General features: G+C 35.7%; 12 protein-coding genes and 1 pseudogene. 8 read left to right on the top strand and 5 right to left on the bottom strand.

Annotation, left to right across the window (positions count from 1 at the left end; all coding sequences use genetic code 11):
- Positions 1 to 125: 125 nt before the first annotated feature.
- A pseudogene (dnaK, locus tag ACFX5U_RS19345) lies at positions 126 to 2,034 on the bottom strand (molecular chaperone DnaK).
- A 223-nt stretch (positions 2,035 to 2,257) separates the two neighbouring features.
- Between dnaK and ACFX5U_RS19340 the strand changes: the two are divergent.
- Positions 2,258 to 2,812 (top strand): thioredoxin family protein, encoded by a 555-nt coding sequence (locus ACFX5U_RS19340; protein ID WP_280565274.1) that lies wholly within the window; start codon positions 2,258 to 2,260, stop codon positions 2,810 to 2,812.
- A 17-nt stretch (positions 2,813 to 2,829) separates the two neighbouring features.
- Here ACFX5U_RS19340 and ACFX5U_RS19335 read toward each other — a convergent pair whose 3' ends face one another.
- From ACFX5U_RS19335 to ACFX5U_RS19325, 3 genes are read right to left on the bottom strand one after another with little or no spacing between them, the layout of a single operon-like run.
- Positions 2,830 to 3,708, bottom strand: a complete 879-nt coding sequence (locus ACFX5U_RS19335) for a GLPGLI family protein (protein ID WP_400261786.1) — start codon at positions 3,706 to 3,708, stop codon at positions 2,830 to 2,832.
- On the bottom strand, positions 3,701 to 5,920 hold the full coding sequence (locus tag ACFX5U_RS19330) for an outer membrane beta-barrel protein (RefSeq protein ID WP_400261785.1): 2,220 nt from the start codon (positions 5,918 to 5,920) through the stop codon (positions 3,701 to 3,703). The genes ACFX5U_RS19335 and ACFX5U_RS19330 overlap by 8 nt, the downstream gene beginning before the upstream one ends.
- Positions 5,895 to 6,389: a carboxypeptidase regulatory-like domain-containing protein gene (locus ACFX5U_RS19325; RefSeq protein ID WP_400261784.1), complete on the bottom strand. Its 495-nt coding sequence runs from the start codon at positions 6,387 to 6,389 to the stop codon at positions 5,895 to 5,897. The genes ACFX5U_RS19330 and ACFX5U_RS19325 overlap by 26 nt, the downstream gene beginning before the upstream one ends.
- A gap of 192 nt (positions 6,390 to 6,581) precedes the next feature.
- Here ACFX5U_RS19325 and ACFX5U_RS19320 point away from each other — a divergent pair, with 192 nt between their 5' ends.
- From ACFX5U_RS19320 to ACFX5U_RS19305, 4 genes are all read left to right on the top strand, one after another.
- Positions 6,582 to 6,935 carry an MmcQ/YjbR family DNA-binding protein gene (locus ACFX5U_RS19320; protein WP_400261783.1) on the top strand — a complete coding sequence of 118 codons (354 nt, stop codon included), beginning with the start codon at positions 6,582 to 6,584 and terminating at the stop codon, positions 6,933 to 6,935.
- Between the two features lie 161 nt (positions 6,936 to 7,096).
- A complete protein-coding gene (locus ACFX5U_RS19315; RefSeq protein WP_400261782.1) occupies positions 7,097 to 7,810 on the top strand; it encodes a hypothetical protein in 714 nt (237 codons plus the stop codon).
- Entirely contained in the window at positions 7,761 to 8,297 is a 537-nt protein-coding gene (locus ACFX5U_RS19310) for a PCMD domain-containing protein (RefSeq protein ID WP_400261781.1), read from the top strand. The genes ACFX5U_RS19315 and ACFX5U_RS19310 overlap by 50 nt, the downstream gene beginning before the upstream one ends.
- A 5-nt stretch (positions 8,298 to 8,302) precedes the next feature.
- A complete protein-coding gene (locus tag ACFX5U_RS19305; protein WP_400261780.1) occupies positions 8,303 to 9,061 on the top strand; it encodes a porin family protein in 759 nt (252 codons plus the stop codon).
- A 104-nt stretch (positions 9,062 to 9,165) separates the two neighbouring features.
- Here the strand turns inward: ACFX5U_RS19305 and ACFX5U_RS19300 are convergent, their stop codons facing one another.
- Complete coding sequence (locus ACFX5U_RS19300; protein ID WP_038701138.1) at positions 9,166 to 10,128, bottom strand: isopenicillin N synthase family oxygenase; 963 nt, start codon at positions 10,126 to 10,128, stop codon at positions 9,166 to 9,168.
- A gap of 290 nt (positions 10,129 to 10,418) precedes the next feature.
- Here ACFX5U_RS19300 and ACFX5U_RS19295 point away from each other — a divergent pair, with 290 nt between their 5' ends.
- The 3 genes from ACFX5U_RS19295 to ACFX5U_RS19285 all read left to right on the top strand — a co-directional run bounded on the left by ACFX5U_RS19295 (position 10,419) and on the right by ACFX5U_RS19285 (position 13,507).
- Positions 10,419 to 10,868, top strand: a complete 450-nt coding sequence (locus tag ACFX5U_RS19295) for a MarR family winged helix-turn-helix transcriptional regulator (protein ID WP_038701136.1) — start codon at positions 10,419 to 10,421, stop codon at positions 10,866 to 10,868.
- A 39-nt stretch (positions 10,869 to 10,907) separates the two neighbouring features.
- Positions 10,908 to 13,334 (top strand): 3-hydroxyacyl-CoA dehydrogenase NAD-binding domain-containing protein, encoded by a 2,427-nt coding sequence (locus ACFX5U_RS19290; RefSeq protein WP_400261779.1) that lies wholly within the window; start codon positions 10,908 to 10,910, stop codon positions 13,332 to 13,334.
- A 62-nt stretch (positions 13,335 to 13,396) separates the two neighbouring features.
- Complete coding sequence (locus ACFX5U_RS19285) at positions 13,397 to 13,507, top strand: four helix bundle protein (RefSeq protein ID WP_400263617.1); 111 nt, start codon at positions 13,397 to 13,399, stop codon at positions 13,505 to 13,507.
- Positions 13,508 to 13,608 lie beyond the last annotated feature (101 nt).

Below are 13,608 nucleotides of genomic sequence, written 5' to 3'. Positions count from 1 at the left end.
TAAAGGATTTATATCAATCTTGATAAGCCAATGTGCTGAATATTTCAATGACCTCCATCCTGAGATTAATAAAAAAAAGCTCGAAGATTAATCTTCGAGCTTTTTATATTCTTAGGAAGTATAAGTTATTTAACTTCTTCGTATTCTACGTCAGTTACGTCATCACCACCTTGGTTTTCACCATTGTTTGGTTGTTGACCAGCGTCACCTTGTGGTTGTGAAACCACCTTGAGAAGCAGCGTACATTTCTTCAGAAGCAGCATTCCAAGCATTGTTCAATTCTGCAGAAGCAGTATCGATATCTGCAAAGTTTCTAGCTTCGTAAGCAGCTTTCAATTTTACTAAACCAGCTTCGATTGGAGCTTTCTTATCTGCAGAGATTTTGTCTCCGTATTCTTTCAATTGTTTTTCAGTTGTGAATACTAAAGCATCAGCAGCATTGATTTTGTCAGCTTCTTCTTTCATTTTTTGATCTGCTTCAGCATTTGCTTCCGCTTCTTCTTTCATTTTTTTGATTTCTTCGTCAGATAAACCAGATGAAGCTTCAATACGAATATTTTGCTCTTTACCAGTTGCTTTATCTTTAGCAGAAACTTTAATGATACCATTTGCATCGATGTCAAATGTTACTTCAATTTGAGGAACACCACGAGGAGCAGAAGGGATATCATTTAAATGGAAACGACCAATTGTGCGGTTTTGAGCAGCCATTGGACGCTCTCCTTGTAAACAGTGGATTTCTACTGATGGTTGATTATCTGAAGCAGTTGAGAACGTTTCCGACTTTTTAGTAGGAATAGTTGTATTTGCTTCAATTAATTTAGTCATCACACCACCCATTGTTTCGATACCTAATGATAAAGGAGTAACGTCTAATAATAATACGTCTTTCACTTCACCAGTTAATACACCACCTTGGATAGCAGCACCTAATGCTACAACTTCATCAGGGTTAACACCTTTTGAAGGCTCTTTTCCGAAGAATGCTTTTACAGCATCAACGATTGCAGGGATACGAGTTGAACCACCTACTAAAATAACTTCGTCAATATCAGCAGTACTGAATCCAGCATTTTTCAATGCCGAACGACAAGGGTCAATTGTACGTTTGATTAAATCAGCAGCTAAGCTCTCAAATTTAGCACGAGATAATGGACGTACTAAGTGTTTAGGGCCAGTAGCATCAGCAGTGATGTATGGTAAGTTGATCTCAGTAGAAGTTGTGCTTGATAACTCAATTTTAGCTTTCTCAGCAGCTTCTTTCAAACGTTGCAATGCCATTGGATCTTTTTTCAAGTCAAAGCCATTGTTTTCATTTTTAAACTCATCATTCAACCAGTTGATGATTACGTTATCAAAGTCATCACCACCTAAGTGAGTATCACCGTCAGTAGATTTTACTTCAAATACACCATCACCCAATTCTAATACAGAAACGTCATGAGTACCACCACCACAGTCAAAAACAGCAATTTTCATGTCTTTGTGTGCTTTATCCAAACCGTAAGCTAACGCTGCAGCTGTTGGCTCATTGATGATACGCTTAACTGTTAAACCAGCGATTTCACCAGCTTCTTTAGTTGCTTGACGTTGTGCATCATTAAAGTATGCAGGAACTGTAATAACAGCTTCCGTTACTTCTTGACCTAAAAAATCCTCTGCTGTTTTCTTCATTTTTTGAAGAATCATTGCTGAAATTTCTTGAGGAGTATATTTACGGTCGTCAATTTCTACACGTGGTGTATTGTTGTCGCCCTTTACTATATTATAAGGTACATGTTGCGCTTCATTCACAGACTCATCATATGATAAACCCATGAAGCGTTTAATAGAATAAATAGTTTTAGTTGGGTTTGTGATAGCTTGACGCTTCGCAGGATCACCCACCTTACGTTCTCCACCTTCAACAAAAGCAACGATAGAAGGGGTTGTACGTTTACCCTCATTGTTAGCAATAACTACCGGCTCGTTACCTTCCATTACAGCAACACATGAATTGGTCGTACCTAAGTCGATTCCTATTATTTTAGACATATTATATATATTTATTTTTTACTAATCTATTTTTACTAATCTAATTGTATAGCTATCTAATCAACCCTTGTGCCAATCATTTTGTTTGCATGAAAATGAATTAAATTAGCAATATCGCGTCATAATTGGTGACAAACTGTCATTTTTATGTTTCTTTGTTGTGTCTGAATTGCATGAATGGCAAAATTTTGTCATATTGCATCCTGCAAAAAAAAACCATAATATGAATTTCAAAACATATTTATCCTATTTTCAAGCCGTTTTAGAAAACCCTACTCAATATGAAGGTTATCAAGATGAGGAAATTTTGATGTATACCAAATTGAATTGGTCAAGAATGAATCGTTGGCTGAAAAAGTTTGAACCTAATCCTGAAACAAGCACTGTTATATCCACGATAGCAACAAAGCAACATTGGATATTGATAACAGAACCTTGGTGTGGTGATGCGGCTCATGCTGTACCCATGATCTACCAAATGGTGAAAAACAATCCTTTTATTGAATTGGATATTCAATTGCGTGATTCCGAACCATTTACAATTGATGGGTATATGACAAATGGAGGAAAATCCATTCCGAAGTTAATCATCCGTAATGAGCAAGAAGAAGATATAGCAGTCTGGGGCCCCCGCCCACAAGGGTGTACAGATTTGTTTATCAATATGAAAGAAAAGGGAGCCGAATTCAACGATATAAAAGAAGAAATTCAAAAATGGTATAACCAGGATAAGGGAATTGCTATACAACAAGAGTTGGTTATTGCTTTAACCAAGTAAATATTAGAACAGGTTATTTAATAAATAACCTGTTCTAATATTTGTCTTCTCTGCAGCGACTCATTGTTCCCTCTTCCTCTAAACATGGTGTTGGAAAGTAATTTGAAAAAATCATTGGCAGTCATTTCTTTTGCCTTTTTATCTTTCCACGAATTGGATAGCGCATCATTTGTAAATTCCACTTCTGTCGCCCAATAATTGATATGCATTTCAGGTATGACAAGCCCTAAGATCATCCCAGGTAATCCTCCAGTTAGAACGGGCCCTCCAGACACTGGGATTTCCTCCGTATAAAATGCAATGAGATATAAAGAATCTTTAGTAGCACCATTTACACGCCTACACTCATACCCTGCAATTGTTCTAAATTCATCTGTAAAGCGCCAGGTGACATCTTGAAGGCTATCCTTGATAATTATTTTTTCGTCTATTTGAAGCTGTATCTCAGAGGTCTTAGACTTGATATTTTGAAAATAAGTTTTATCTCCCATCTTACCATTACCCCTCATGAATCGGCTATTGGCATTGTTACCTCTATTTCTTTGTGCCGACGCCATATTTCCACGCGTACCTCCGGAGCTACGTCCGTTAGTTGTTACAACCTTAGTTGCCCCCGATTTACTCGGGGTATCTTCGGCTTCAGGTTGCATCAGTGTTTGATTTTGATCAAACTTTAAGACAAAATTTGAGGTTGAACTTTCAGGCATTTCGTCGATATTCCCCATGTACATCATCCCTCTATTGCCATTATGTTTTGCCATGAGTTCGCGCATCCGCGCTTTCGTATAGACCACTTTTTCAAAATGGATAGTTCCCTTTGTAGCAAAGTAGGCGTTTTGGGCAAATGAATCGGTGCCCAATACGATAAGAACAAAACAAATTAGTAATCTAGTCATTTTTCTTTCCTAAGTTTTTGTTAAAATCCCATTTCAATCCAAGCATAAAATATTGTGTCATCAGTTGCTGTTGCGATTCAGAAAAATTACTGCTATTAAAGGATCTATTTACAGTATTGAAAGTTTTAAAAATATCAAAAGCTTTTAAGCTCAATTGCAGATTATTACTCATCAATTTTTTATTGAGCTCCAGATTCATATAAAACTGATGGATCGCTTTTGTGAAAACTTTGTTTTTACCCGTAAAGCCATAGTTGATAACTTGTACTAAATCAAATTTGAAAGGTAAAAAATATTTAATATCCGTATTCATGTTAGTCCTGAGACTATTGTTATTTAATTCCGGTTTCAAGAGCGTCTCCTGGCGATCCACACCGATGCTACTGAAGAAGTTGAAATCAACAACTTTAGAATTTTGTTTATTCAATCCAAAGCCTATACTTGCATTGTAATTTTTCGAATTGTTGAGCTCCCCATTGATAAAATCATAACTATTCCCATAGTTTAGATTAGCATTCGGATTGAACTGAAGTAAATTATTGAAGAGGGGTTTGCTGTATCCTGAATAGACTCTGGCAGACCAGTTAATCTTATCTTTTATGTTCTCGTAGTTACTAGTGGTTACCCCGGTCGTATCAAGAACCCTCTTGTTTGAAATCGGGTTATGCGTCGTTGTAATTCCGGCATTTATATTGAAACTCGAACTTTTTAAAATACTAAAGCTATTGAAGTTAAAGTTATAGGCATTTTCGGTAGATTTCTTTAGATCAGGATTTCCTAATTGTATAAACAAAGGGTTTGTTAACGGTTGTAATGATTGTAATTGCCCAAAAGTCGGAATCCTGTTTGATGTATTGTAGCTGACCATCAGGTTCTTATTTAATGTCAATTTGTAATTGACATTCATGTTGAGGTTATTGTCCCAAAAGTTGCGGTTTAAATTAATATCACGGTAGCTATCTATTAATTTTTGGTTTTTATAGCTTATTGTATTAGAGAAGTTGATGTTTAACTTATCCTGTATGTTGTAATTCAATTGAATGTTTGCTCCTTGATTTAGATTTCTGTTTTCTTCATTTTTAGAATATAATGAATCTAGTATCGTATACTCCCGATCAATATCCGCATTGAAGGAGTTGTTAAGACTTTTAGAAATAGCGGTATTCATGGTATAACCTAAGGTTAAGTACAAGTCTTGAAATAGTTTTTCATGGAAATTTAAAGAAGTTCCGATTCGATTGTTGGTGCTTGAGTTAATGCGTTGTTGATCCAGAAGTTCTACTTTATCCAGAATGACGCTATCAAGTAATCCTATTTTATAAAAATTGGTTGTAGAGTTTACTTGAGCGATAGATTTATTTTGCGATAACTGGGTGTTAAACTGCACATTGAACGATCGTCCATTATTATTCAGTCTTCTCCTATAATTAATACGGAATTCTGCATTATCATTATTTCCATTTGAAGTGTTATTTTCTTTAAATGTATTGGTTAAGGTAGTATCGTTATTGGTAATGCGCCTCTCTGAAGTATTATTGTTCTGAGAGTTGGATGTTCCGGCGTTGAATTGCACGTCAAGGTTCTGGATAGAATCAATCTTGAAGTGCACTCGAGTTCGAAAATTATTATTTTTACTATCTGATTCCGAGGTGTTACTTTCGGTTGTTTCACGTGTTTTATCTGGAAAAACTTCTTTACTATAAGACTCTCTTTCATTTGAATTACTATTATTATTGAAATTGTAACTCGAATTTAGAGACAATCTTTTATTGAGAAACACATTGTCATAATTGACACCGATGTTTTTATATTCAGGCTTACCTTGAATACTTGAATTTGAACGAATACGAGAATCATTTCCAGCACCCATATTATTCCAATTTCCAGTTAGTCCAATGCGTTCCGTCCGATTGAATTTGGCAGCAAAGAGCCCAATGTCAAATAATCCCTTAGTCCCAATAGCTGCATTCGCATTTCCAAAAATACCTTTTCTGGCCTCTTCTTTTAGAACAACATTAACAGTTTTGATACGTACACCATCATCTACTCCTGTTAATTCTGCCTCATCAGATTTTTTTTCATAGACCTGCACTTTATCAACTGCATCTGCGCGTACATTTCGGATGGCTATTTTCGGGTCGTAACCAAAAAACTCCTCTCCATCTATTAAAACTTTTGATACTGTTTTACCTTGTGCAGTGATGGTTTCCATCTGAAGAGATGGTCATCCCAGGCAATCTTCTAAGGAGGTCCTCCAATTTGGAGTTTTTTTCAGTTTCAAAACTAGAAGCATTGTATTCGATAGTATCACCTTTTATTTTTATCGGAAGCTTGTGCGTTATAACGACCTCCTCAAGAATATTTGCTCTAGAACTCAATTTAATATCATTTAAATCCACTTTGCCTTCATCAATAACTATGACGTCACTAAATAGTTCAAATTTTGGGTAAGTTATAAGTATCCGATATGAACCCTTTTCAAGTTGCTGTATTGAAAAATTTCCAACGTCATTTGTGCGTGTAAATGTCTTTAAAATAGAATCTTGAGCAGTAAGTAATATTATAGAAGCATTTACGAGTGGTTTATTTTCACCTTTGTCCATGACTTTACCCTTAATAGAAGATTGGCCAAAACTTAATGATGTACAAAAACATAAAAGGAGAAAAAGTATCCTGCGCATAACGTAATTTAGGTGAAGTTATCTCGCAAATATAGAATATTAAGCGAATCTTAATAATTCTGTAATCACAATGTTATAAAAAGCATGGATTATTTACAATAATTAACAAATGATGAATCAATTTATGTTCATAGTTACTTCTTAAGTAGTGAGTAATAAATTTTTTCTTAGCTTTATGAAAAAAATGCACATATGAATATAGAGGATTTACGCGAATTTTGTATTGCAAAAAGGGCCGTTACAGAAGAATTACCTTTCGGGCCCGACAACTTAGTATTTAAAGTCGTGGGAAAAGTCTTCCTACTAGTGGGGCTAGACCAAATTGACGCATTATCCTTTAATGTGAAATGCGATCCTGAATATGCGGTGATATTGCGGCAAGAGTTTACACAGACCGTTTTTCCTGGTTATCACATGAATAAAAAACACTGGAATACTGTCCATGCGAATCGCGAATTAGCGGACCAGAAGTTACTGGAGTTGATTGATCATAGTTATGATCTTGTATTCGCTTCATTACCTAGAAAGGTGAAAGATAATCTCTAATAACTGTTGATTTTCCTTTAATTGTCAAGTTTTAGAGACAATAGCTTTTTTTCTCCACGAAATTTAAGTTGTCAGTCCAACAATCTTACCTTTGCGAATTCTAGTTGGAATGCCTTAGCAAGACATTCCTATTTATATATTCTCTCCAAATTAAATATTTGATGAAAAAAATAACTGTTTTATTCACCATGCTGTCTACTCTTTTGTTTGCCAGCTGTGTGAAAGATGAGGCTTTAAATATGGAAGCCGACATTACTGGGATTCATCTAAGTGATAATAAATTATTAAATGACGAAATCCTGCTGTTAGAACCATTAATTTCTAATAATGCTATAGTTTTATATGTGAGACCAGGTATTGATCTTGCGGATTTAAAGATTGATTTTGATGTAACACCAGGAGCAACAGTTTCACTAATTACGGATTCATTACAGAAAGATCCGGAAGAAAGTGATGCAAATAAGGCTATGTTGAAGCAATATTTTGATAAAGGTGTATATTATAAAACGACTTCACAAGATGGTCAATTTTCAAAAAACTACCTCGTGAAGATGCGTCGTACTGAAGGAGGGTTGGTTCCTTTGAATTTTGGATTTGAACAGAGTGAAATAGACAAGGATAATAAGTATGTTACTTTTTATGATGTAATTGATGGTGTGCCTTTTTATAATTGGGCATCTGGAAATGCTAGTTTTTCACTAACGTTAATGATTTCGCAAATTCCACCTACTCCCGAGGCATATCCAACTAAAACTACTAAAGTCAGCCACTCAGGAGAGCAAGCAGTTTCTATTAGAAACAAAAACGACGGGTTCGTTTGGAGCAATGTTTGGCAAACCTATAGCTGCAGGCAATTTATTTATAGGTTCATTTGATACGGGTCCTGTTTTAACGGATCCATTGTCTGCAACGCGTTTTGGTATGCCTTTTAATAAAATTCCTTTGTCGTTAGAGGGGTATTTTAAATATACAGCTGGAGCAGTTGTAACAGATGAAAAAATGAATGTCTTGAACATGACGGATTCATGTGATATTTATGCTGTATTGTACAATAGAAAGGAACTGGTAGAATCACAAAAAGCGATAAAAAAACCATTAGATTATTTGACTGGTCACAATATCCTTAAAGATCCAAGTGTTGTCGCAATTGCTAAACTTCAAAATGGTGCACCAACAGCGGGAAATGATTTCGCAAAATTCAGTATTCCTTTCATTTATTCTACAACAGTAGATGACGTAGCTATCGCTAGCTTGGATTATAATATTGCTATTGTGATGTCTTCAAGTAAATATGGCGATCGTTTTATAGGTGCAGTTGGAAGTAAGTTAATCATTGATGATCTAAAAGTAATTACAAAATAATGAATATGAAATATTATATAATCGCTTTAGTGGTTTCTACATTTAATATGATAGCACAAGCGGATGAAAAAGTCAAGCAGGATACTGTCGGAAATAATTTTAGTATTGATATCATAGCGGGTGGTAAAATCGGAGGAGCTGCTCCTTTATCATTACCAAAGGAAATTCGAAAAATTAATAAATATACCCCTGCAGTGCCATTTCTTTTGGGAGTTAGAGCAAATTACCAAATTGATCAAAAATGGGGAGTAATCTTAGGTTTAACATTTGAAGGTAAGGGCATGAATGCTGATGCTACCGTTAAAGGATATAAAACAACTTTTAATGCGAATGATGATCCTAATGAAAATATGCGAGGTTATTATACAGGTGATATTACAACAAAAGTGCACAACCTTTATCTTTCAGTTCCAGTTTTAGCTACTTATAAATTATCTGAGAAGTGGAATGTTCAAGCAGGTCCTTACATTGCTTTTGCTGTCAAAAGAAAATTCTTTGGAGAGGCTACAAATGGCTATATGCGAAGTGAGGTTCCAACAGGAGAGAAGCTAATTGTCGATGAGGCAGCATATGATTTTTCAAAAAGTGTCCGGAACATTGATGTAGGAGCGAGTTTAGGGACTTCTTATAATATCAATAAGAAATTGTTCGCTTTAGCACAGTTTGATTATGGCTTTAATAACATTATGAAAACTGGTTTTGAAAGTATTAGTTTTGGTATGCACAACATTTTTATGAATGTCGGTATTGGATATAAATTGTGAATATTCTGAGTATTGACAATTGATTATAGTTTTACCATAACAAAATAAGGCGCTACAGATTAGTCTGTAGCGCCTTATTTTGTTATAAAACACGGTCTTTATTATTACATCTTCAAACCGATCTCTCTCAAGCGTTCGTCCAAGTATTCTCCTGCTGTATAATCAGGGTACGCCTTTGGATAATCTTCGCTGATACAAGAATCGAGACAAGCTAAACTCATCGATGACTTAGGGTGCAAAAAGAAAGGAATGGAGAAACGAGAAGTTCCCATTAATTCGCGAGGAGGATTTACCACACGGTGTGTCGTTGATTTTAATTTGTTATTGGTTAAGCGTTGTAACATGTCGCCCACATTAATCACAATATCTTCACCTTTTGCTTTAATAGGGAACCATTTGCCATCTTTTGTCATTACTTCCAGACCATCCGCACTAGCCCCAATCAATAAAGTAATTAAGTTGATGTCTTCATGTGCTCCTGCACGAACAGCATCAGCAGCTAATTCTTCTGGATTTTTAATCGGAAAGTAATGGATTGCTCTTAAAATTGAGTTACCATTGATGACAAATTTTTCGAAGTAGTCTTCTTCTAAATCTAAATAAGTTGCGATAGCTTTTAATAATTCGCGACCAGTATCTTCTAGCTTTTTATATACTTCGCCGGTGATCTCACTGAATCGAGGTAATTCGGCAACTTCCGGATTATCAGGGAAATCAGTTTTACTATATTCTTCACCAACAATCGTCTGTCCTCTTTGCCAAAATTCCTTTAAATCTGGAGTGGTGGAGTCTTTAGCTTTTTCACGGCCTTTTGTCGTGTAGCCCCTTTGTCCTGCAAGTTCGGGAAACTCATACTTTAATTTGGTCGCTGTCGGCAACGAGAAAAATGCCGGAACGATTTGATACAATTCGTCTATTAATTCTTTTGAAAGACCATGATTTGCAATAGTAACGAAACCAGTTTCGTTAAAAGCTTTTCCAATGTCTTGGATAAATTGATTGCGTTGATCTGAATTTCCCTCAGTGAAATTTAGCAAGTCAAGTCTCGGAATATTAACTAAAGCCATACGTTTATGTTTGTTTGTACAAAGGTAACCGATTTAATTTTGAAAATAAAAGCATTAATGTGAGTAACTATAGTGTTGTTTTGCTTAACTTGTTGTTTTGTAGTGTTTAAAAGTTTTCCACATTCTGAAAATATTGCTTTTCTGTAAGTCTATGAGTGAGTTTTGGCAGTTTGGAACAGTGCTACTCATTTCTGACAAGTATTTATTAAAAAATAAAAAAATACTATTTGAATTCTAAGAAAAATAAATTAGATTTGTTATGCTTGCATAGCAATATAATAATATAAATTATGAACCAGAATAAAACTATCGATTATTTTTTAAAAACAGGTTGGCAGACTATAGCTAATAAGTATAACCAAATTGCAGCGCAATATGGTTTTACACAAGCTGCTGGCTATATTTTAATTAATATCCATAAAGAAGGTACTCCAGTATCGCAAATCGCAAATCTTACCGGAGTAAAAACAACTAGTTTGTCTCGTGTGTTAAATAATTTAGAAAAATTGGGATTTATCTATAGGGAAGCAAGTGCATCGGACAAACGATCAGTAAGGGTTTATTTAACCGAATTAGGGAAAGAAAAAAGGGAAATAGCAAAGAATGTCGTTCGTAACTTTAATCACTATTTGGAATTAAATTTATCGGAAAAGGAACGGGCACAACTGATGAAATCTTTGGCTAAATTGAATGAATTAGCCACCGCCTATCAAGAAGAAAACAGTACCATCGATCAATGATTAGGTTAACCTAATTATTGATAATAAACAATTAAATAAATGAGCAGAAACATTAGAAAAGTAGCAGTATTAGGTTCTGGGGTAATGGGCTCTAGGATCGCATGCCATTTTGCTAACATTGGTGCGGAAGTATTACTCTTGGATATTGTTCCAAAAGAACTGTTACCCACTGAAACAGCAAAAGGACTTACTTTGGAAAGTAAGGTCGTGCGCAATCGCATTGTCAATCAGTCTTTAGAAACGGCTGTCAAATCTAATCCATCTCCTATTTATAGCAAATCCTTTGTTAAAAGGATTTCGACAGGAAACTTTGATGATAATATGGCAGATATCGCGTCCTGCGATTGGATAATTGAGGTTGTGGTCGAAAGATTGGATATTAAGAAATCTGTGTTTGAACAAGTAGAAAAATACCGTACACCCGGAACTTTAATCACTTCAAATACATCAGGTATTCCCATTCATTTAATGACAGAAGGTAGGTCAGAAGATTTTAAAGATCATTTCTGTGGAACACACTTCTTCAATCCGCCCCGTTATTTACAATTGTTAGAAATTATCCCTACGCCACACACGAAAGATGAGGTGGTCGATTTCTTGTTGGAATTTGGAGATAAATTTTTAGGTAAAACGGTTGTATTGTGTAAAGATACACCTGCTTTTATTGGAAATAGGATAGGTGTTTATTCCATGCTTGCTTTGACACATTTAGTTGAGCCATTAGGTTTGACTGTGGAAGAAGTAGATAAATATACAGGACCTGCAATGGGACATCCTAAATCTGCAACTTTCCGTACAGCTGATGTCGTGGGCTTAGATACATTGGTCAATGTGGCTAATGGACTCGCACAAAATGCACCCGATGATGAAGCCAAAGGAGTATTTCAATTGCCATCTTTCATAACCAAAATGGTAGAGAATAAGTGGTTGGGTGAGAAAACGAAAAAAGGATTCTATCAAAAGATAAAAGATGCAGAAGGGAATTCTGAAATTCAGGCTTTAAACCTTCAAACACTAGTGTTTGAATCACAAGGTAAAGTTAAATCAACGACCTTGGAAGAGACTAAGCAGGTGGAGGATATTCGTCAGCGAATGAAAGTGTATGAAGAAGGAAAAGATAAAGCAGGGGAATTATTCCGTGCGATGCATTATCCTTTATTTGAATATGTATCTAATCGTGTTCCGGAGATTACGGATGATTTTTTCCGTATCGATGATGCAATGCGTGCAGGCTTTGGATGGGAGATAGGACCTTTCGAAGTGTGGGATGCCCTAGGTGTTCGTCAGACAATAGAAAAAATCAAAACAGAAGAAAAACGTCTTCCAGGTCAACGTGGTGAAGTGGCGCCATGGGTACATGCTATGTTGGATGCAGGTTGTGAATCTTTTTATAAAATTGAAAATGGTGTACGTTATTATTATGACATCACTTCCAAATCATACAAACCGATTCCCGGTACTGAGGACTTAATTGTTTTGGATCATATTCGTGATAGCAAGACAATCTGGAAAAATTCAGGAGTTTCAATCATTGACTTAGGAGATGGTATCATCAATTGTGAATTCCATACAAAGATGAATACGATAGGTGGAGATGTCATTCAAGGAGTAAATAAAGCGATTGATTTGGCAGAGAAAGAGTATCGTGGATTGGTGATTTCCAATGAAGGGAAAAATTTCTCCGCAGGTGCAAATATAGGCATGATATTCATGATGGCAGCGGAGCAAGATTATGATGAATTAAACATGGCAGTTCGTGCTTTCCAAAATACTTCTATGCGTATCCGCTATTCATCGATACCCGTGATAGTCGCTCCTTTTCAAATGACACTGGGTGGCGGCTGTGAATTTTCTATGCATGCAGATTTTGTGCAGGCACATGCTGAAACATATATGGGGTTAGTCGAATTTGGTGTTGGCGTTATCCCTGGAGGAGGAGGCACGAAAGAATTTGCTTTACGTGCTTCAGATGAATACAAAGATGATCAAATTGTTCAAAATACGTTAAAGGACCGTTTCTTGACTATAGGTACTGCAAAAGTATCCACTTCGGCAGTAGAGGCTTTTGAATTAGGTTATTTACAGCAAGGTAAATATGCTATTACCATGAATAAGGCAAGACTCATTGCCGATGCTAAAGAAAAAGCTTTGGAATTGGCAAATGCTGGATACCTGCAACCTGTGCAACGAACAGATATTAAGGTATTAGGAAAACAAGGTCTTGGTATAGTATATGTTGGAGCAAGCTCAATGCGGGCGGGAAATTATATCTCGGATCATGATAAAAAGATTTCAGAAAAACTAGGAACAGTTTTATGTGGTGGCGAATTGTCTGCACCAACAGAAGTCTCAGAGCAATATTTATTGGATTTAGAGCGAAAAGCTTTTCTTGAGTTATGTGCGGAAAGGAAAACATTGGAGCGGATTCAATTTATGTTAACAAAAGGAAAACCGTTAAGAAATTAGTATTTAGATATGCATCAATAACAAGGAATTGAAAATTTGGCAAAAAGCAATAACTTTTATTTCTGATATATAAAAGGTTACATCGATTTTTCCAGATAAGGAGAAATTTAATCAGTCAGATTAATCGTGCCGCGGTTTCAATTCCTTCGAACATCGCAGAGGGAGCAGCATGAAATTCAAGCAAAGAATTAATTCAGTTTCTTTCCATAGTACATGGATCTAATTAGGAAGTCGAGACACAGTTAATTATATCAAAAAACTCAGGTTATATAAC

Source organism: Sphingobacterium sp. SG20118 (assembly GCF_044740685.1).
Classification (GTDB): Bacteria; Bacteroidota; Bacteroidia; order Sphingobacteriales; family Sphingobacteriaceae; genus Sphingobacterium.
The sequence above is the reverse complement of the archived record's forward strand: the minus strand, read 5'-3'. Positions and strand labels throughout refer to the sequence as shown.